Genomic DNA, 20,238 nt, shown 5'->3' on the forward strand with positions numbered 1-20,238 from the left:
ATGCCGATCGGTGCCGAAGTTTCCGGCGCAGGAACGCATTTCCGTGTGTGGGCCCCAGCCGCGCAGCGCGTGGACCTCGTGTTCGACAAGGGCAAGGCTCCGCTGCGGATGACAGCGGAGCAGGACGGCTACTTCTCCGCCCTGGCGCCGCAAGCCGGGCCGGGTACGCGCTACCGCTTCCGGCTCGACGAAGGTGAGGCCTTCGCCGATCCCGTGTCGCGCCTGCAGCCCGAGGGACCGCATGGCCCTTCCGAAGTGGTCGACCCGCAAGCCTTCACCTGGACCGACGAGCGCTGGCCGGGCCTGGCCGCGCAGGGGCAGGTGCTCTACGAATTGCACATCGGCACCTTCACGTCCGAAGGCACCTACGCGGCCGCCGAGAAGCACCTGCCTGAGCTGAAGGACCTCGGCATCACCGCCATCGAGATGATGCCGGTCAACGAGTTCAACGGCCCTTTCGGCTGGGGCTACGACGGCGTCAACCTGTTCGCGCCGACGCGCCTCTACGGCACGCCCGACGAACTGCGGCGCTTCGTGGACAAGGCGCATGCGGTCGGACTCGGCGTCATCCTCGACGTGGTCTACAACCACCTTGGCCCCAGCGGCAACTACCTGCCGCGCTTCTCGCCGCATTACCTGACCGACAAGTACAAGAACGAATGGGGCGAGGCGGTCAACTTCGACGGCCCCGGCTGCGGGCCGGTGCGCGAGTTCTTCCTGGCCAACGGCTGCTACTGGATCGCAGAATTCCACTTCGACGGCTTGCGGCTCGACGCCACGCAGTGCGTGTACGACGACAGTGAGACGCACATCCTGGTCGAACTTGACGAGCGCGTGCGGGCGGCGGCCGGCGAGCGCAGCGTCTACCTCAGCGCCGAGAACGAACCGCAGCACGCGCAGCTGGCGCGTCCGCGCGACCAGGGCGGACAGGGCCTCGACGCGCTGTGGAACGACGACTTCCACCACAGCGCCATGGTGGCCGCCACGGGCGCCAGCGAGGCGTACTACACCGAGACGCGCGGCACGCCGCAGGAATTGGTGTCGGCCTGCAAGTGGGGCTTCCTGTACCAGGGCCAGTACTACGCGTGGCAGAAGCAGCGGCGCGGCACGCCTGCGCTGGACCTGCCGGGCCACGCCTTCATCCAGTTCCTGCAGAACCACGACCAGGTGGCCAACAGCGCGCGTGGCCAGCGCCTGCACCAGCTGACCTCGCCCGGGCGCCTGCGTGCGTTGACGGCCTTGCTGCTGCTGACCCCGGGCACGCCGCTGCTGTTCCAGGGCCAGGAGTTCGCGGCGAGCGCGCCCTTCCTCTACTTCGCGCGCCACGAAGACGGGCTCAATCCGCTCATTCGCAAGGGCCGGCACGAATTCCTCACGCAGTTCCCCAACATGGCGAGCGCGGAAGGTGGCAAGCTGCTCGCAAACCCCAGTGACGAAGAAACTTTCCGCACATGCAAGCTGGACCACGCAGAGCGCGAGCGCCACGCGCCCGTGCTGCGCATGCACCGCGAACTGCTGCGCCTGCGGCGCGAGGAACCGGTGTTCGCCGCGCAGGATCGCACCCGGATGCACGGCGCCGTGCTGGGCCCGGAGGCTTTCCTGCTGCGTTTCCTGGCAGCGGACGGCGACGATCGCCTGCTGCTGGTGAACCTGGGCGCGACGCTGACCTTGCTGCCGATGCCCGAACCCCTGCTGGCCCCGCCTGCAGGACAACGCTGGAAGCTGCTGTGGAACAGCGAGGACCCGCGCTGGGGCGGCAGCGGAATGATGGAACCCGACGGCGAGCACAGCTGGCGCCTGCCCGCGCATGCGGCGGCGGTGCTCGCCCCTCAACCCGTGGAGGACGATGATGGCCGAAGCCATCCTGAACAAAGTGCCCTGGTCGGGGCGCAATGAAAGCAACGAGCAGCGGCTGACGCGCGAATGGCTGGTGACGAACGGCCTGGGCGGCTACGCCTCGGGCTCGATCGCCGGCGTCGCCACGCGCCGCTACCACGGGCTGCTGATCGCGGCCTTGCCGACGCCGATCGGCCGCACCGTGATGCTGAGCCACCTGGGCGAATGGCTGCGCCTGCCCGGCGGCCGCGTGGCGCGCCTCGCGGGCGAGGAGAAGGCGGACCAGACCTTCGAGATGCCCGAGGTCCTGACCGAGTTCCGGCTCGAGATGGGCCTGCCGGTGTGGACCTACCACGCGGGCGACGTGGTGGTGGAAAAGCGCATCCTGATGCCTTATGGCCAGAACACCGTGCACCTGAACTACCGCATCAGCGGCGGCGAGGCGCGCCTGGTGCTGCGGCCGCAGATCCACTTCCGCGGCCACGAGATGCCGGTGGACGCGGGCTACACCGAGCACTGCCGGCTGCACGCGCTGGCCAGCCGCATCGAGGTCTATTCGGAAAGCAATGCGCAGCTGCCACCGCTGCGGATGACGCTGCTCGGTCCGCAGGCGCAGCTGGTGCTGGAAGGCGGCGGCTTCGAGGACTTCTTCTACCGCCTGGAGGCGGCGCGCGGCTATGCGTCGCGCGGCCGCGTGTGGACGCCGGGCTATTTCCGGGCGCAGCTGACACCGGACCACGAGTGCACGCTGGTCGCCTCCACCGAGAGCTGGGACACCATCCATGCGTTGACGCCCGATGCGGCCCAGCGCTCCGAGCTGTTGCGGCGCGAGCGCCTGATCGAGCAGGCCAGTCCCGCCGCGCGCAGCGGCCGCGCCGCGGAGCTGGTGCTGGCGGCCGACCAGTTCATCATCGCGCCCTTCAGCCGCAAGGCCGATGCGGCGCGCGCGCTGGCCGAAGGCGACCAGGCCCGCACGGTGATCGCCGGCTACCACTGGTTCACCGACTGGGGCCGCGACACCATGATCAGCCTCGAAGGGCTGACCTTGTGCACCGGGCGGCAGTCGGAAGCGGGCTACATCCTGCGCACCTTCCTGCACTACGTGAAGGACGGCCTGATCCCGAACATGTTCCCCGAAGGGCAGAACGAAGGCCTGTACCACACGGCCGACGCCACCTTGTGGTTCTTCCATGCGATGGACCGCTACATCCAGGCCAGCGGCGACCGCGTGACCTTGCGGCACGCGATCCCGAAGTTCATCGACATCATCGAACATCACCTGCGCGGCACCCGCTTCAACATCGGCGTGGACCCGCGCGACGGTTTGCTGAAGCAGGGCCAGGAGGGCTACCAGCTCACCTGGATGGACGCCAAGGTGGAAGGCTGGGTGGTGACGCCGCGCCGTGGCAAGGCGGTGGAGATCAACGCGCTGTTCTACAACGCGCTGCGCCTGATGGAGCGCTGGCTGCGCGAGGAAGGCGACGAGGCGCGCGCCGGCGAGATGGCGCAGCATGCGCAGCGCTGCTACGACAGCTTCAACCAGCGCTTCTGGAACCCGCAGACCGGCTGCCTGTACGACGTGATCGACGGCGAGAAGGGCGACGACCCGGCCATCCGGCCCAACATGGTGTTCTCGATCTCGCTGCCCAACCCCGTGCTGGCGCAGGAACGCTGGCAGAGCGTGCTGGAAGTGGCGCAGCGGCTGCTGGTCACGCCGGTGGGCATGCGTTCACTCGCTCCCGGGAGCCCCGACTACAAGCCCAACTACGACGGCGACCTGCGCTCGCGCGACGCCGCCTACCACCAGGGCACGGTGTGGGGCTGGCTGGCGGGGCCGTTCGCGGATGCGTGGCTGAAGCTGCATCCCAACGACAAGGACACCGTGAACAAGCTGATCGACGGCTTCGCCGCGCACCTGAGCCAGGCCTGCATCGGCCAGATCAGCGAGATCTTCGACGCCGAGCCGCCCTTCACGCCGCGCGGCTGCGTCGCGCAGGCCTGGAGCGTGGCGGAGGTGCTGCGGGTGCTGGTGAAGGTGCGGTCGATGCGGTGATCTCGCCCGCAGCGGCGCGCAGGCACTCCATCAACTGTTCTGTCGTCGTCGTGAGCTTCCGGCCGCGGACGGTGATGAGGCCGATGGGGGGCAGCTCCACCGGCACGGCGAGCTTCAGGACCTGCACCGTGCCTTGCTCCTCGAAATAGGCCGCGACCGAGCGCGCCATGAAGCCGGCCGCGCCGCGGCGCTGCAGGAAGGTGGCCTGCGCCAGGAAGGACGCCGTCTCGATGATGTCCTTGGGCGGCTCCAGCCCGTGCTTGTGGAACTGCTGCTCCAGCTTGACGCGCAGCGAAGCCCAGGGCGGCGGCAGCACGCAGGGCATCTGCGCCAGGTCGGCCCAGGTCGGCCGTGCCTTGTCGGCCAGCGGATGTCCCGCCGCGACCACCACCACCATGGCTTCGTTGAACAAGGGCTCGGGCACGAGGTCCGGCGCGGCATAGCCTGGCTCGAGACGGCCGACGAACAGGTCCAGCTCGCCCAGGCGCAGCTCGGGCAGCAGGCGCGTCAGGTCGCCTTCTTTCACCAGCACGGTGGCCTGCGATGAACGCGCCTTCAGCAGTTCGACGGCGCGCCCCAGCAGCACGGGCAGGCCGACCACCATCGAGCCGACCCGGGAGCGGCCGGCGGCGCCGCTTTCGACCGCGGCGATCTCGTCGCGCGTGCGTTCATACTCGGCCAGCACCGAGCGGGCGAAGCGCACGATGGCGCGGCCGCTGGCGGTGGGCTCGCTGCCGCGGGTGGAGCGGTCGAACAGGGTGTGGCCCAGCATGTTCTCCACTTCGGTCAGCATCTTGGAGACGGCGGGCTGCGTCACGGAGAGGAACTCCGCGGTGCGCCCGAGATGGCGGAATTCATCCAGCGCCACCACCAGCTGCAGGTGGCGCAGCTTGATGTTGGAGCGCAGCACGCGATCGATCTGGGGCATGGCCCGATGTTAACCAGGGACTCATGAAGCGATTCCGGAACGTGATTGGACCGTTATGGCCGGCCGGCGAACAATCGCGCTCCCACCCCGTGAGGAAGACAAGATGTCCCACAACACAGAAATGAACCGCCGCCAGCTGCTGCTGGCAGGCGCCGCCGCCGCTTCCGGCCTGCTGCTGCCCGCGTGGACGCACGCCGCCGACGACTACCCGTCGCGCCCGATCAACTTCATCTGCCCCTGGCCGGCCGGCGGCACCGCCGACGTGTCGATGCGCGCGATCTGCCAGGTGGCTTCCGGCGTGCTGAAGCAGCCGATCGCCGTGGACAACCGCGCGGGCGCCGCCGGCATGATCGGCGCCGCGGCCATCGCCAAGGCCAGGCCCGACGGCTACACCATCGGCCAGATCCCGATTTCCGTCACCCGCTTCTCGCAGATCGGCAGCCTGCAGGCCGACCCGCGCAAGGACTTCACCTACATCGCCCGCACCTCCGGCCAGACCTTCGGCATCGCGGTGCTGCCCAACTCGAAGTTCAAGACCCTGAAGGACATGGTGGCCTACGCCAAGGCCAACCCCGGCCAGGTGAGCTACGCGCACGCCGGCGTCGGCGGCGCCACGCACGTGGGCATGGAGGAGTTCTGCATGGCCGCCGGCATCCAGCTGAACGCCATCGCCTACAAGGGCGGCGCCGCGGCGCTGAACGACGTGCTGGGCGGCCAGGTCGACATGCTGGCCGACTCCAGCTCCTGGGCGCCGCACGTGGAAAGCGGCAAGCTGCGGCTGCTGGCCACCTGGGGCGAGGAGCGCACGCCGCGCTTCAAGGACACGCCCACGCTCAAGGACCTGGGCTACCACGTCGTCGTCGATGCGCCCAACGGCATCGGTGCGCCGGCCGGCCTGCCGCCCGCCATCGAGAAGAAGCTGCGCGACGCTTTCCGCTTCGCCGTCAACAGCGACGAGTTCAAGGCCGTGGCCGCGAAGATCGACGCGCCGGTGATGTACCTGGACGGGCCCGACTACAAGAAGTACGTCAACGAGGTCTACGCGCGCGAGACGGTGCTGATCCAGCGCCTGCACCTCAAGGAACTGCTGGAAAAGGGTTGAGCGCGGTGAGCACGAGTCCCCTGATCCGGCTGCATCCGGCCGACAACGTCCTGGTCGCCAAGACGCAGCTGGCGCTCGGCCAGGACCTGCCCGAGCTGGGCCTGCGCACGCGGGCCCAGGTGCCGGCCGGCCACAAGATCGCCGCCCGCGCCATCGCCCAGGGCGAGCCGGTGCGCAAGTACAACGCCGTCATCGGCGTGGCGGCACGCGCCATCGAGGCGGGAGACTACGTGCACTCGCACAACCTGGCGCTGGTCGATTTCGACCGCGACCCCGGCTTCGGCCTGGACGTGAAGCCGGTCGCCTTCGTGCCGGAGGCGAAGCGCGCCAGCTTCATGGGCTACGTGCGTGAGGACGGCAGCGTCGGCACGCGCAACTTCATCGGCATCCTGTCGTCCGTGAACTGCTCGGCGACGGTGATCAGCCGCATCGCCGCGCACTTCACGGCGGAGCGGCTGAAGGACTACCCCAACGTCGATGGCGTCGCGGCCTTCCCGCAGACCACCGGCTGCGGCATGTCCTCGCCCAGCCCGCACTTCGACCTGCTGCGCCGCACGCTGGCCGGCTATGCGCGCCACCCCAACATGGCGGGCGTGCTGATCGTCGGCCTGGGCTGCGAACGCAACCAGGTCGCCGACCTCGTGGATTCCCAAGGCCTGGAGAAGGGCCGCATGCTGCGCACGATGGTGATGCAGGAAGTGGGCGGCACGGTGGAAACCATAGCCCAAGGCATCCGCGCCATCGAGGAGATGCTGCCGCTCGCGAACGCCTACCAACGCACGCGTGTGCCGGCCAGCCACATCAAGATCGGCCTGGAGTGCGGCGGCTCGGACGGCTTCTCCGGCATCACGGCGAACCCGGCGCTGGGTGCGGCCATGGACATCCTGGTGCAGCATGGCGGCACGGCGATCCTGTCGGAAACGCCGGAAATCCACGGCGTCGAATACATGCTGACGCGCCGCGCGGTGACGCCAGAGGTCGGGCAGAAACTGCTGGACCGCCTGGCCTGGTGGGAGGAATACACCCGCGGGCACAACGGCCAGTTCAATGGTGTCGTCGGCCCCGGAAACCAGGCGGGCGGGCTGGCCAACATCTTCGAGAAGTCGCTGGGCTCCGCGATGAAGGGCGGCACGACGCCGCTGCAGGGCGTGTACGAGTATGCCGAGCGCATCGACCGCAATGGCTTCGTGTTCATGGACTCGCCCGGCTACGACCCGGTCGCCGTGACGGGCCAGATCGCCAGCGGCGCCAACCTGATCTGCTTCACGACGGGCCGCGGCTCGATGTTCGGCAGCAAGCCGGCGCCGACGATCAAGCTGGCGTCCAATACGCCGATGTTCAAGAAGCTGCAAGGCGACATGGACATCAACTGCGGCGCCATCCTCGACGGCGAAGTGGACGTGCCGCAGATGGGCCAGCGGATCTTCGAGCAGATCCTGGCGCATGCCTCGGGCGAAAAGACCAAGAGCGAGGCGCTGGGCCTGGGCGACCACGAGTTCGTGCCGTGGCATCTGGGCATCGTGAGCTGAGGTCACGCCGCTCGGCGCGTTTTTAGAACGCAGAAGACGCAAAAGTACGCAGAAGACGCAAAAGGAAAGTCATTCAGGGTTCTGCGCCTTCTGCGGAGCTTTTGCGTCTTCTGCGTTGAAAGACATCTCGAACACCCACCACTTCAGAGGCCAGATGCTGGACACCCTCAAGCGCCCCGAACTCCTGCGCGCGCAGAACTTCATCAATGGCCAATGGCTCGCCGCGCGCAGCGGCGCGAAGCTGGCCGTCACCGATCCGGCCACGCTGGACAAGTTGCTGGACGTCGCCGACAGCGGCGCCGCCGACGCGCAGGCTGCGCTCGAAGCAGCGCAGGCCGCCTTTCCCGCCTGGCGCGAGCGCAGCGGCCGTGAGCGGGCGCAGCTGCTGAAGAAGTGGAACGCGCTGATCCTCGCCCATGCCGATGACCTCGCCAAGATCATCTCCAGCGAGCAGGGCAAGCCGCTGGCGGAAGCGCGCGGTGAAGTGCTCTATGGCGCGTCGTATGTCGAATGGTTCGCCGAGGAAGCTACCCGCACCCACGGCGACGTCATCCCCGAGCCGGTGCGCGGCAAGAAGCTGCTGGCCGTGAAGGAGCCGGTGGGCGTGGTGGCTGCCATCACGCCTTGGAACTTCCCGCTGGCCATGATCGCGCGCAAGCTGGCGCCGGCGCTCGCCGCCGGCTGCACGGTGGTGGCCAAGCCCGCCGAGGACACGCCGCTGACCGCGCTGGCGCTGGTGGCGCTGGCCGAGGAAGCGGGCTTTCCGGCCGGCACCATCAACATCGTCGCCGCCTCGCGCGAGCGCACGCCGGAAGTGGTGGACGTGTGGCTCGCGGACAGCCGCGTGCGCAAGATCACCTTCACCGGCTCGACGCCGGTGGGCAAGCACCTGGCCCGCGCTTCGGCGAGCACGCTGAAGAAGCTGTCGCTGGAACTCGGTGGCAACGCGCCCTTCATCGTGTTCGAGGACGCCGACCTCGATGCCGCCGTCGACGGCCTGCTGACCGCCAAGTTCCGCAACGGCGGCCAGACCTGCGTGTGCCCGAACCGCGTCTATGTGCAGGACAGCGTGCGGGGCCGCTTCGTCGACAAGCTGGCCGTGCGCGTGTCGGCGCTGCGTGTCGGCCCGGCGACGGACGAGCGCTCGCAGATCGGGCCGATGATCAACGCGCGGGCCGTGGAGAAGATCGATCGCCACGTGCAGGATGCGGTCGCCAAGGGCGCGCGCGTCGTCGTCGGCGGCCAGGTGCTGCAAGGCATCGGGGCCGGCCACTACTACGCGCCGACCGTGCTGGTCGACGCCAATCCCACGATGGAGTTGGCGCACGAGGAGACCTTCGGCCCGGTGGTGCCGGTGTTCGGCTTCGCCACCGAGGACGAGGTTATCGCGCTTGCCAACGACACGCCTTTCGGCCTGGCCGCGTACTTCTACACCCGCGACGCCGCGCGCATCTGGCGCGTGGGCGACCGGCTGGAGACCGGCATCGTCGGCATCAACGAAGGCGCGATCTCCGCCGAGGCGGCGCCCTTCGGCGGCGTGAAAGAATCGGGCTACGGGCGCGAAGGCTCGCGCCACGGACTCGAGGATTACCTGCACGTGAAATACCTTTGCCAAGGAGGCCTGAAGTGAAAGCTGGCAACCCGTTCAAGGCGGCGCTGGCCGCGAAGAAGGCCCAGGTGGGCCTGTGGCTGTCGATGGCCGACCCCTACCTGGCCGAAGTCAGCGCCACGGCCGGCTTCGACTGGCTGCTGATCGACGGCGAGCACGCACCCAACGACCTGCGCAGCACGCTGGCCGCGCTGCAGGCGGTGGCGCCCTACCGCTCGCAGCCGGTGGTGCGAGCGGTCGCCGGCGAGGTGGCGCTGGTCAAGCAGCTGCTCGACATCGGCGCGCAGAACCTGCTGATTCCCATGGTGGACACCGCCGAACAGGCGCAGCAACTGGTGAAGGCCACGCGCTATCCGCCCTGGGGCATCCGCGGCGTGGGCAGCGCGGTGGGCCGCGCCTCGCGCTGGAGCGCGCGGACGGACTATCTCGATGTGGCCGACGACGAAGTCTGCCTGCTGGTGCAGGCCGAGACCGTGACGGCGCTGAAGAACCTGGACGCGATCTGCGCGGTGGACGGCATCGACGGCGTGTTCATCGGGCCTGCGGACTTGTCTGCTTCGCTCGGCTACCGCGGCAAGCCGGGGCATCCGGAAGTGCAGGCAGCGATCGAAAGCGCGATCAAGAAGATCGTCGCCAACGGCAAGGCAGCGGGCATCCTGACCGGCGACAACAACCTGGCGCGGCGCTACCTGGAGCTGGGCGCGACTTTCGTGGCGACGGGCGTCGATGTGCTGGTGTATGCGAGCGCGGCGCGGAAGCTGGCCGGGGAGTTCGGCCTGTCGGCGGCCGTTGCCGGACCGAGCGCGGCTTACTGAGTCGCGGCGCCAAGAATTACGAACGCCGTTTTTTCACCGCCGCCAGGGATTCCTTCAACGAATCCTCCAGGCTCCGCTTCATCCGCCCCTCCAGCATCGCCAGCACCGCCGCCTCCTCCGGCCGCAGGCTGCCGGCTTCCTCGTCCTTCAGCTCCAGCAGCAGGTTCCCCTCCGCATAGGCGTTCAGCACCTCCGGGTGCACATAGCACTTGCGGCAGATCGTCGGCGTGTTGCCCAGGCGGGCCGACACGCTTTCGATCGCGGCCTTGATGTTCTTCTTCTGCGTCGCCTGCGTTTCGCAGGCCTCGAACTCCCGCAGCGCCAGCGCCGCCATCACCGTGCCGGCCCAGGTGCGGAAATCCTTGGCCGTGATTTCGGTACCGGTGATCTCCTTCAGGTAGGCATTGACGTCGGCCGAACTCACCTCGCGCGCCTCGCCTGCTTCGTCGACGTACTGGAACAGCCGCTGCCCCGGCAGGTCCTGGCAGGCGCGCACGATCTTCGCGATGCGCCGGTCCTTCACCTGCAGCCGCCAGGTCTTGCCGCTCTTGCCCTTGAACTGGAAGCGCAGCTCCGAACCCTCCACTTTCACGTGCGGGTTGCGCAGCGTGGTAAGGCCATAGCTCTTGTTCTCGCGCGCGTAGTCGTCGTTGCCCACGCGGATCAGCGTGCTTTCCAGCAGGTGGACGACGGTGGCCAGCACCTTCTCGCGCGGCAGACCGCGCAGCGCCATGTGCTCGGCGAGCTTGGCGCGCACGGCTGGCAGCGCTCGCGCGAACTCCAGCATGTGCTCGTACTTGGTGCTCTCGCGCACCTCGCGGAACTGCGGGTGGTAGCGGTACTGCTTGCGGCCGCGCGCATCGCGGCCCGTGGCTTGCAGGTGGCCGTTGGCGCGCGTGCAGATCCAAACGTCCACGTAGGCCGGCGGGATGGCGAGCTTGCGGATGCGCGCCAGCGTCGCTTCGTCCGCCAGCCTGTCGCCATTGGGCTTGAAGTATTCGAAGGCATCGCCCTTGCGTTCGCGCCGGATGCCGCGGTCCTCGTCGCAGACGTAGACCAGGCCCGCGGATTCCGCGGCTTCCTTCGGGTCCGCCGGCAGGGCGGTGAGCTCGTTGTCGGCCAGCATGTCAATTGCGGAAGTCCTGCGTCACCATCAGTCCTAGCAGGCCGCCATCGAGCACGCCGATGCCCACGCGGCCGAACTGCTTGCGCAGGATGTTGGCGCGGTGCCCGGGCGAATGCATCAGGCCGCTGTGGGCGAGCGCCAGGGTGGGCGCGAAGGCCAGGTTCTCGCCGGCGGACAGGTAGCCCAGGCGCGCGGTGCGCATGCGGTCGCTCAAGTCGCGGCCGTCGGGCGTGAGGTGCGAGAAGTAGCCGCGCGCGAACATGTCACGGCTGTGTGCGCGCGCCAGTTCGGCCAGCACGGGATCGGCCGCGAGCGGCGCCAGGCCGCGTTGCGTGCGCTCGTCGTTCACCAGGTCCAGCATCGCGGCTTCGAGGTCCGGCCGCGGCTCCGAGTGAGCCACGCGCGTGCGCAGGGTGATGGTCTGGCGCGATTCGGGGTCGACCGTCAGGGCCTGCAGCGTGCGGTGCACCGCCGGATCGAAGACCGGCGCCAGCTGCAGCTCCACCCACTCGGCGGGCCGCGCCATGCCGTTGGCCAGTGCGCTGTCGCGCGCCCACGGCGTGAGCGGGCCGAGCGGCACGGTCAGCAGCACGACGGCCACGACGATCGCATGGATGCAGCCGTTGGCCAGCCCCGGCAGCAGCCCCAGCAGGCGATTGGCGACGTTGCGGTGCACGGCTGGCGGCGCCTGGCGCGCCACGGCCAGCGTGGCCGCGCCCAGCAGGAAATGCGCGAGGAAGAACAGGATGACGAAGGCCAGCGGCGCCGCCCAGGCACCCAGCTGCGGCATCAAGGTGCCGGCCCACTCGGCGGGCCAGCGGTAAACCAGGAGCGCGACGGCCAGGCTGGCCGCCAGCGTCAGGAGGTCCAGGACGGAATAGACGAATCCGCGGGACCAGCCGCCGAGGCCGCCAGCCAGGACGACGAGGAAGAGGGCGACGTCGACGAGGTTGAGAGGCATGCCGCCGCCAGTATCCGCGCCGTGCGCAAACTGTCGACGTAGGAGGGACGCGGTTCTTGCGCTTCCACGCGGACGGGGAGCGCGTAGTCGCAGCACGGGCAGCCTTGCACGTGGCCGTACATCAGGCGGCCCAGCGCCATGGCCTGGCGCGCATCGAGCAGTTCGCCCAGGTATTCGGCCGCTTCACCGGAAGGGAAGCGCTCGGGCGGGCAGCTGTTGCGGGCGTGGACGACATGGCTGCCGTCCGCCTGCGCCCGCCGGTCGATGTAGAAGCTGGGCATTCGTTCCACTCCCTAGAGCGAATTCATCTTAGGAAGCGTGGCACTTTCCCTCCATCCCCCGAATGGTGGAATGGCTGCGAACCTTCGTCTAATGTGAGGGGGAGGGCAGCAGGGTTTCCTGCAGCGCGGTTTGCAGCATGGCGAGCACGTGGCTGTCGGGGGCGAACAGCGCGCGCGCGTCGCCGCGGCAGAACCGCGCCCACTGCACGTTCCAGTGGCGCGTCTCGGTGAGTTCGAGGTAGAGCGATTCGCCCAGCGGGTGGCGGTAGCACTTGCCCGTGACCAGGTGGCCGATGTGCAACTGGCGGCAGATCAGCTCCAGCGCGTGCTCGGGGGCGCGCTCCAGGAATTCCGAGCTGATGAGGATGGCGCTCAGCGCGGGCACGCGGGCGAGGCGCTCGCGCAGCAGGTCGGCCAGTTCGCTGCCCAGGAGGCGCAGGGCGGGGTCGCCGCCGACTGCGGCGAAGGGCAGCACGGCCACCAGGGGGCGGCGCACGGCCTCGATGAGGTCCGCGTCCTCATCGGACCAGGGGGTGCGGTCGGTGGGAGCTTTCAAGTGGACGGCCGGGCAGAGTGGGGCTGGCCGGATTCTAGGAAGCAGCCTTCGCATGGCGCCTCCCCATAACGCAGGAGGTCCGCTCAGTGCGGATGCTCGCCGCGCGTCACGCGGCTCCAGGCGGCGCGGGTGGCTTCGCGCGCCTGCGCCCATGGCAGGCGCGAGCGGCCGCGCACGCGGCGGAAATCGGCTTCCAGCGCGCCCTCGAGCTGCTCGAACTCACCCGTGCGCCGCACCGGGCCGGTGTAGCCGACCCGGTAGGCCGGGCCGTAGTCCTCGTAGCTGTAGCCGGCGCGGTAGTAGGGTTCGCGGCGGTAGGCTTCGCGCCAGTAGGCATCTTCGGCGCTGGGGTTGACGGCGGGGGCGTGCGGCATCGTGGCTCCTGGGATGGGCGCATCTTCCCGGGGCCGCGAATCGGCGGCGCGAGGATCGCGGCTCATGCGCGTGTAGGACACGGTCGAGCCTGAAGGCGCTGGCGCTTCGCCTATGCTTGCGGCATGAGCAAGGCGTTCACGCGCGAGACCGACAGCGAAGACGACGAGGAAGGCGCAGGGCTGCCGCCGCTGCCGGCCGGCGGCAAGAACTACATCACTCCGCAGGGCTACGCGCGCCTGCGGACGGAGCTGATGCAGCTGATCGACGACGAGCGGCCCAAGGTGGTCGAGGTCGTGCACTGGGCCGCGAGCAATGGCGACCGCTCGGAGAACGGCGACTACATCTACGGCAAGAAGCGGCTGCGCGAGATCGACCGCCGCATCCGCTTCCTGACCAAGCGGCTGGAGATCGCGGAGGTGACCGATCCTTCCGTGCACGCCGGCCGCGACCAGGTCTTCTTCGGCGCGACGGTGACCTACGCGGACGAGACCGGGCAGGAGCGCACCGTGACCATCCTCGGCATCGACGAGGCCGACAGCGCCCACGGGCAGGTGAGCTGGATCTCGCCGATTGCGCGTGCGCTGCTGAAGGCGCGCGAAGGGGACGTGGTGAAGCTGGTGACGCCGGCGGGGGCGCAGGAGGTGGAGGTGATCGAGGTGAGGTACCCCGAGGCTACGCCCCCGGCTTGATCCGCTGCGCCTGCAGCACCGACGGCGTGCGCTTCAGGTTGCGCAGCACGCTTTCCAGGTGGTTGCGGTCGCGCACCGACACCACGAAACGCAGGTCGGTGGCGTCCTGGGCGCGGCCGTCGTCCATGTCGACGTGGATGATGTCCGCTTCGGCGTTGGCCAGCGCCGCCGCCACGCGGGCCAGCGTGCCCTTGCCGTTGGCCACCGTCACCAGCACGCCGGTCTCGAACTGGCGCACCGGCTCGTCGGACCACTCCACGCCGATGAAGCGCTCGGCATCCTTGTGCTGCAGGCGGCGCGCCACGGCGCAGCTTTCGACGTGCACCACCAGGCCTTCGCCGCGCCCCAGGTAGCCGACGATGTTGTCGCCCGGGATCGGCCGGCAGCAGGTGGCGAACTGCACGCTCGCGTTCTCGCTGCCGTCCAGCGTCAGGCCGCCTTGCGACACGTTCTCGTGCGCGGTGAAGCGCTCGCGGCTGATCAGGAGCGCATCGGGCTTCTCGCCCATCTCGCCCAGCAGCACCATCAGCCGCTTGGCGACGATGCTGGCGATGCGCTTGCCCAGCCCCAGGTCGGTCAGCAGCTCGGCCCGGCTCTTGTTGCCGGTGAAGCGCAGCAGCTTGTCCCACAGCGGGTGGTAGGGCTCGGTGTCCGGCGGCAGCTTTTCCATGCCCTCGGCGCGCAGCGCCTGCGCGAGCAGCTTTTCACCCAGCTGCTGCGACTCGGCCTGTGCCAGGGTCTTCAGGTGATGGCGGATCTTGGAGCGGGCGCGGCCGGTGCGCACGAAGCCCAGCCAGGCCGGGTTCGGCGAGGACACGGGGGCCGTCACCACCTCCACCACGTCGCCGTTCTTCAGCTCGGTGCGCAGCGGCACCTGCGCCCCGTTGATGCGCGCGGCCACCGTGTGGTCGCCCACGTCCGAGTGGATCGCATAGGCGAAGTCGACCACCGTCGCGCCGCGCGGCAGCGCCAGGATCTGGCTCTTGGGCGTGAAGACGTAGACGGCGTCCGGGAACAGGTCGATCTTGACGTGGTCCCAGAACTCGGCGGCGTCGCGCGTCTCGTTCTGGATGTCCAGCAGCGACTGCAGCCACTTGGTGCCCAGGCGCTCCTGGCTGTCTTCCTGCGGCGCGCTGGCCTTGTACAGCCAGTGCGCGGCCACGCCCGACTCGGCCACCAGGTGCATGGCCTCGGTGCGCAGCTGGAACTCCACGTTCACCCCCGACGGGCCCACCAGGGTCGTGTGCAGCGACTGGTAGCCGTTGATCTTGGGGATGGCGATGTGGTCCTTGAACTTGCCCGGCACCGGCTTGTACAGCTGGTGCAGCAGGCCCATGGCGGTGTAGCAGTCGGTGACCGTGGGCACGATCACGCGGAAGCCGTAGATGTCCGTCACCTGGGCAAAGGACAGGTGCTTTTCGTCCATCTTCTTGTAGATGGAGTACAGCGTCTTCTCGCGCCCGGCGATGCGCAGCTTCATGCCGGCCGCCTCGAAGGTGGACTCGACGTCGCGCTGCACCTTCTGGATCAGGTCGCGCCGGCGGCTGCGGGCGCGCGCCACGGCCTTGGACAGCGTCGCGTGCCGCCACGGCTTGAGGTACTTGAACGACAGCTCCTGCAGCTCGCGGTAGGTGGCGTTCAGGCCCAGCCGGTGGGCGATGGGCGCGTAGATGTCCAGCGTTTCGCTGGCGATGCGGTTCCACTTCTCGCGCGGCACGTCTTCCAGCGTGCGCATGTTGTGCGAGCGGTCGGCCAGCTTGACGAGGATGACGCGCACGTCGCGGGCCATGGCCAGCAGCATCTTGCGGAAGCTTTCGGCCTGGTTCTCTTCGCGGGTGTTGAACTGCAGCTTGTCCAGCTTGGTCAGGCCGTCCACCAGCTCCGCCACCGGGGCGCCGAAGCGCTCGATGAGGTCGGGCTTGGTGACGCCGCAGTCCTCGATGGCGTCGTGCAGCAGCGCCGCCATCAGCGCCTGGGCGTCGAGCTTCCACTCGGCGCACTGGGCCGCCACGGCGATCGGATGCGTGATGTAGGGCTCGCCGCTGGCGCGCAGCTGGCCCAGGTGGGCCTCGTCGGCGAAACGGTAGGCCTTGCGGACCCAGTCGATTTCGCCCGGGTCCAGGTAGTCGAGCCTGGCCGTCAACGCGGCAAAGCTCGCCGCGGCGGCGTTGGCCGCGGCGGGGGAGGGGAGGATCGGGCTCGAGGGGCGCTTGCCCCGGCCCGAGGTGGTGGGGAGCACCGCGCTCATGGACACATGATAGGGCCTGGGGAGCAGGGGCTGGGGAAGCAGGCAAATGCCCACAAGGCCCCTAGACCCTCGGCCTTAACCCGCGGTCCTGCGCGGCCCCAACGCAAAAAGCCGCCCGAAGGCGGCTTTCGTGCGCTGCGGAGCGGTTTAACCCGGCACCTTCTTCAGCATCTCCAGGCCGATCTTGCCTTCCGCGATCTCGCGCAGCGCGGTCACGCCGGGCTTGTTCTTGCTCTCGATCTTGGGCGCATGGCCCTGGCTCAGCATGCGGGCGCGATAGGTCGCGGCCAGCACCAGCTGGAAGCGGTTGGGGATCTTCTCGAGGCAGTCTTCGACGGTGATGCGGGCCATGTCGTGTTCTCCGGGGGGCGCTTAGAGGATGCCGAGAGCGGCGAAGGTATCAGCGCGGGCGCGGCGCTGGGCCTGGTATTTGAGCCGCTGGGCGTGGACGACCGCTTTCAGGTCAAAAAGCGCTCGCTCAAATAACTCGTTGATTATAACGAAGTCGAATTCTTTTGCCTGCGCCAGTTCGTCAGCCGCATTTTTCAGTCGGGTTTCGATGACCTCGGGGCTGTCCTCGCCCCGGCGCTCCAGCCGGGAGCGCAGTTCGTCCCAGCTGGGGGGCAGGATGAAGATCAGCACCGCGTTGGCGAAGATGCGCTTGATCTGCAGCGCCCCCTGCCAGTCGATTTCCAGGATGACGTCGGAGCCGTGGGCGATGCGGTCCTCGATCATCTTCTTGCTGGTGCCGTAGCGGCGGCTGTGCACGTTGGCCCACTCGACGAAGGCGTCGTTCTGCACCATCTGGTCGAACTCGGCGTCCGGCACGAAAAAGTACTCGCGGCCGTGCTTTTCCTGGCCGCGGGGCGGCCGGGTGGTGTGCGAGACGGAGGGCAGGACGTGCGAGTCGAGCTCCAGCAAGGCCTTGACCAGGCTGGACTTGCCGGCTCCGGAAGGCGCGGCGACGACGAAAAGGTTCCCCGGGTAATCCATGAACGACTCTACTCCAGGTTCTGCACCTGAACCACGACTTGCGCGCCAAGCTGTTGATTTTTAACGAGTTTTTCTTCCTGTGTACTCATGAACCCACCATGGAATCCACCACAAAAATGTGCGCTGGAATGGGGCCTCATGAGACGCCTCGCGTCCTCAACCGGCCAGATCAAGCAGGTCCAATTTTACAATGCCCTCGCGGCAGGGCTTTGGGCATCCATCCGTGGCTATCGCGTTGGATTGTCCTGTGCATGGGATTATGTAAGTAGATATTCACTCGCATTGATGCCTCACCGCTGAGGCATGCTAGCCAAATGCTCACGGAGCACAGATGGATGTCCTTGAACGAGATATCGCGCCCATCCGACGCCGGATGCTTGGTGTGGGGAACGGCACTTGACACCGCGCCCGACAGTGAGCTATAGTCACGGCAACAACGCCCACACGGGTCGGTCAATCAAGCAAGGACGCTTGTCCTTGTGGCCGGCTTGTGTGGGCTTTTTAACGTCCGTATTGTCGAGCATACGCAGGCAACACTGCAGCTCCGCAAACACGCACTTGAGCTGGCTACGAGTATGTTTGCAATCGTTTCGGCCGCGCTCACGCGCCTAAGTGTCGTGTGCAAGGCCAAGATCCTCGCTACCGCCCCGGTCCAGAAGCTCATTGCCTATCGCACGCAACGCCGTTGGGCCGCCTTCAGGGCGCAGCACCCAAGCTTAGTTGAGTACACAAAGCCATACCGTACTCCGCATGACCTGGTCTACAAACTCATGCTGCAAGGGCTGCACGTGCCGGATCGCAAGCTGGCAGAGGCCACAATTTTCCGTGAGAACTACTACCGGTTCAAAGCTTACGCGATTCCGTTTTTAGATAAGACCATCGATAAGTTCCACGTAGGAACAACTTTCGATGATATGCATGGTCTTTATCGCGCGGATCAGACGCTGCGGGACTTTCTCATCCCGCTGCTAGCTCAGCTAGAGGTCAGAATTCGCGCGACGGTCGACAACGTGGTTACAAGCGTCACTACAGACCCGTTCTGGCACATCAATCCGGAGTATTTCAAGAACTTCTCAGACGTTGAACGCGCACTCAAGAAGGCCCAGCAGCGCTTCGAGCAGGGCAAGCAGGAGTTTGTCGTGCATCACCGAAACCGGTACTTCACTACAAAGTCATACGAGTACCGAAGAACGCCGCCGTTCTGGGTCATTTCCGAGATTTTTACCCTCGAGCAGACGCTCAGCGTATGCAAAAGCCTCAACGAGAAGTGCCCGAAGTTCATGGTTTCAGCAGGGAAGAACAAGCTGGACGATGTCGCATCCCCGTTTGGCCTTCCCTCCTATGGCTCGCTTATTACGAATCTGGGCTGCATTCTTGAGCTCAGAAATTTGTGCGCGCACCACAATCGTCTTTGGAATCGAAACCTTCAGAACCCTGGCGGCTTGAAGAGCAAGCACGCTATACGACCAAGCCACCCCAACCGCCTTTATTCACATCTCTTGATGTTGAGAGTGCTCTGTAAAGCGCAAGGGATTCCGGATGGCATCGAAACCTTCATGACTAGCATGTTCGCGAGCGTTCCGGTGTTCGCGCGAGACATGTCCAGTATGGGATTTCCGCCGAATTGGCGGAGCGACCGTGTCTGGAGGTGAAGATACGGTATGCCCCATTGCTCCGGGCGGGCGGCGCCTTGCGCCGGTGAGCGCCCCGACTTTGCGCTTACCATTCCGTAAGGCACGCGCTGCCGATGTACAGGAGGTCTTGCACAGTGCCAAAGAAGAAGAAGGTGTTCCTCGCCCACAACACGTGCCTGAACGCCGCATATGATCTCAACGTACTTCAGGCTGGCCTCGCGCAAGGCGAATTCGAGATCGTCGAACGGCCAGAGCTCGCCGACGAAATCATCTTTTCGGGATGTTCAGTGCGCGAACACTGGGTCGACGATGCGGCATCACAAATCGCCGAAGCCCGCAACCGGGCGCCCGGCGCGAAGTTGACCGTCACAGGCTGTGTGGCAAATACGAGCGCGCAATCGCTAGCGGCGAAGCTTCCCGAGCGCGCGATCACCTTCCGTTCCATGAAGGGCATCTTGCAGGCCAGTACGGGACAAGAGTTCGCTGCGATTGACCGGCGGCTGTCTCAGAACTCCTCGATCAAGTTCGAATCGGCCTCATCCAGTGGGCTCCAAAACCTGCGTCTCCGCGTCGGTGCAGCAAAGGCGTCGGTGGTCGCGGAACTTCAGGAGATCGACCGGCGTTTCGGCTCACGCGTGGAACGTCAATACCGCGAGACGACCAAGGGATTCGTCTTTTACGATGAGACCGACCCATGTGAAATGATCACGGTCACCCGAAGCTGCCCATATAAATGCAGCTTTTGCAACATTCCGCTGGGCCGGGGGCCCTTCGAATCCGTTTCACTCGAGGACGTTCTTGCCAAGGCTCGGGCGGCGCGTGCGCGCGGGATCAGTCACTTCGTCCTGATCGGCGACGAGGTCGGGAACTACGGTGCTGGTGCGGGGAACGTCAAGCTGCCGGACCTCATTGAACGGCTTCTCGCCCTCGACTCGGCTGTGAAGCTCTCTATCAGGTATATCGAGCCCAAGCCATTCTTGAAGTACGTGGATCGGCTCCTTGCCTGGAGCATGGCCGGGCGCATCCGCTTGCTCTACATTTCGCTCCAAAGTGGCTCGCCCAAGATTCTCAAGGCCATGAATCGAGGCTACGACATTCAACGGCTGGCGAAAACGCTCGGTACCTTTCGTGCCCACACGCCCACGATCCTGTATGGGAATTGGATGGTCGGATTTCCGGGCGAGGAAGACTCGGACTTCCTTAGAACCGTATCATTGGTCCAAGAACTGGCGTTCCACATCAACGTCGCCATTCCGTTTTCTGCACGGCCCAATACGCCGGCGGAGACGATGCCCAACCAAGTCGACCCGCGGGTAGTCTCTCACAGGATTGAACGACTGAATGAAGTGATCGCTCGAATGAAATCCGATGCGATGGAAGGTCTACTTGACTTCTTGGACTCGGATGCTCTCGCAAGCCTCCTTAGCCGAATCCGCCGTGCGGAGGTTGAGCAATATGCGCAAGAGCAACGGTCGATGGTCGCACCAAGCACTTCTTGAGTGG

General features: G+C 66.8%; 18 protein-coding genes. 9 read left to right on the top strand and 9 right to left on the bottom strand.

The window, feature by feature from the left end; genetic code table 11:
• Both treZ and HHL11_RS06800 read left to right on the top strand, forming a co-directional pair.
• Positions 1 to 1,896, top strand: a complete 1,896-nt coding sequence (treZ, locus tag HHL11_RS06795; protein ID WP_169417658.1) for a malto-oligosyltrehalose trehalohydrolase — start codon at positions 1 to 3, stop codon at positions 1,894 to 1,896.
• Positions 1,850 to 3,889, top strand: coding sequence for an amylo-alpha-1,6-glucosidase (locus HHL11_RS06800; protein WP_205964221.1), 2,040 nt, complete (start codon positions 1,850 to 1,852; stop codon positions 3,887 to 3,889). The genes treZ and HHL11_RS06800 overlap by 47 nt, the downstream gene beginning before the upstream one ends.
• Here the strand turns inward: HHL11_RS06800 and HHL11_RS06805 are convergent.
• A complete protein-coding gene (locus tag HHL11_RS06805) occupies positions 3,807 to 4,817 on the bottom strand; it encodes a LysR substrate-binding domain-containing protein (RefSeq protein ID WP_169417660.1) in 1,011 nt (336 codons plus the stop codon). The genes HHL11_RS06800 and HHL11_RS06805 overlap by 83 nt on opposite strands.
• Before the next feature lie 103 nt (positions 4,818 to 4,920).
• Here HHL11_RS06805 and HHL11_RS06810 point away from each other — a divergent pair, with 103 nt between their 5' ends.
• From HHL11_RS06810 to hpaI, 4 genes are all read left to right on the top strand, one after another.
• On the top strand, positions 4,921 to 5,919 hold the full coding sequence (locus HHL11_RS06810) for a Bug family tripartite tricarboxylate transporter substrate binding protein (protein ID WP_169417661.1): 999 nt from the start codon (positions 4,921 to 4,923) through the stop codon (positions 5,917 to 5,919).
• Positions 5,920 to 5,924: 5 nt separating this feature from the next.
• Positions 5,925 to 7,448 (top strand): UxaA family hydrolase, encoded by a 1,524-nt coding sequence (locus HHL11_RS06815; RefSeq protein ID WP_425355185.1) that lies wholly within the window; start codon positions 5,925 to 5,927, stop codon positions 7,446 to 7,448.
• A 154-nt stretch (positions 7,449 to 7,602) separates the two neighbouring features.
• Positions 7,603 to 9,078 (top strand): NAD-dependent succinate-semialdehyde dehydrogenase, encoded by a 1,476-nt coding sequence (locus HHL11_RS06820; RefSeq protein WP_169417663.1) that lies wholly within the window; start codon positions 7,603 to 7,605, stop codon positions 9,076 to 9,078.
• Positions 9,075 to 9,872: a 4-hydroxy-2-oxoheptanedioate aldolase gene (gene hpaI / locus HHL11_RS06825; RefSeq protein ID WP_169417664.1), complete on the top strand. Its 798-nt coding sequence runs from the start codon at positions 9,075 to 9,077 to the stop codon at positions 9,870 to 9,872. The genes HHL11_RS06820 and hpaI overlap by 4 nt, the downstream gene beginning before the upstream one ends.
• Before the next feature lie 16 nt (positions 9,873 to 9,888).
• On the opposite strand, the gene HHL11_RS06830 is transcribed toward hpaI, so the two are convergent.
• The 5 genes from HHL11_RS06830 to HHL11_RS06850 form a co-directional block, all read right to left on the bottom strand.
• A complete protein-coding gene (locus tag HHL11_RS06830) occupies positions 9,889 to 10,998 on the bottom strand; it encodes a DNA topoisomerase IB (RefSeq protein ID WP_169417665.1) in 1,110 nt (369 codons plus the stop codon).
• 1 nt (position 10,999) lies between these two features.
• Entirely contained in the window at positions 11,000 to 11,959 is a 960-nt protein-coding gene (locus tag HHL11_RS06835; protein WP_169417666.1) for a CvpA family protein, read from the bottom strand.
• Entirely contained in the window at positions 11,857 to 12,240 is a 384-nt protein-coding gene (locus tag HHL11_RS06840; RefSeq protein ID WP_169417667.1) for a hypothetical protein, read from the bottom strand. Before HHL11_RS06840 ends, HHL11_RS06835 begins: the two co-directional genes overlap by 103 nt.
• Positions 12,241 to 12,328: 88 nt before the next feature.
• The gene (locus tag HHL11_RS06845) at positions 12,329 to 12,796 is read right to left on the bottom strand and encodes a hypothetical protein (RefSeq protein WP_169417668.1); all 468 of its coding nucleotides are present in this window, start codon (positions 12,794 to 12,796) and stop codon (positions 12,329 to 12,331) included.
• 83 nt (positions 12,797 to 12,879) lie between these two features.
• Positions 12,880 to 13,170, bottom strand: coding sequence for a hypothetical protein (locus HHL11_RS06850; RefSeq protein WP_169417669.1), 291 nt, complete (start codon positions 13,168 to 13,170; stop codon positions 12,880 to 12,882).
• 123 nt (positions 13,171 to 13,293) lie between these two features.
• On the opposite strand from HHL11_RS06850, the gene greB reads away from it, so the two are divergent.
• Positions 13,294 to 13,860 (top strand): transcription elongation factor GreB, encoded by a 567-nt coding sequence (gene greB, locus HHL11_RS06855; protein WP_169417670.1) that lies wholly within the window; start codon positions 13,294 to 13,296, stop codon positions 13,858 to 13,860.
• On the opposite strand, the gene HHL11_RS06860 is transcribed toward greB, so the two are convergent.
• The 3 genes from HHL11_RS06860 to gmk form a co-directional block, all read right to left on the bottom strand.
• The gene (locus HHL11_RS06860; protein WP_169417671.1) at positions 13,844 to 16,108 is read right to left on the bottom strand and encodes a RelA/SpoT family protein; all 2,265 of its coding nucleotides are present in this window, start codon (positions 16,106 to 16,108) and stop codon (positions 13,844 to 13,846) included. The two genes, greB and HHL11_RS06860, sit on opposite strands and share 17 nt — an antisense overlap.
• A gap of 147 nt (positions 16,109 to 16,255) precedes the next feature.
• Positions 16,256 to 16,459 carry a DNA-directed RNA polymerase subunit omega gene (gene rpoZ / locus HHL11_RS06865; RefSeq protein WP_077592946.1) on the bottom strand — a complete coding sequence of 68 codons (204 nt, stop codon included), beginning with the start codon at positions 16,457 to 16,459 and terminating at the stop codon, positions 16,256 to 16,258.
• 21 nt (positions 16,460 to 16,480) lie between these two features.
• Positions 16,481 to 17,101, bottom strand: a complete 621-nt coding sequence (gmk, locus tag HHL11_RS06870) for a guanylate kinase (protein ID WP_169417672.1) — start codon at positions 17,099 to 17,101, stop codon at positions 16,481 to 16,483.
• Positions 17,102 to 17,676: 575 nt separating this feature from the next.
• Here gmk and HHL11_RS06875 point away from each other — a divergent pair.
• Positions 17,677 to 18,753, top strand: a complete 1,077-nt coding sequence (locus HHL11_RS06875) for an Abi family protein (protein WP_169417673.1) — start codon at positions 17,677 to 17,679, stop codon at positions 18,751 to 18,753.
• A 116-nt stretch (positions 18,754 to 18,869) separates the two neighbouring features.
• Entirely contained in the window at positions 18,870 to 20,234 is a 1,365-nt protein-coding gene (locus HHL11_RS06880) for a radical SAM protein (RefSeq protein ID WP_169417674.1), read from the top strand.
• The last annotated feature ends 4 nt before the right edge of the window (positions 20,235 to 20,238 follow it).

Origin of the sequence: Ramlibacter agri (assembly GCF_012927085.1) — a bacterium.
GTDB lineage: Bacteria > Pseudomonadota > Gammaproteobacteria > Burkholderiales > Burkholderiaceae_C > Ramlibacter > Ramlibacter agri.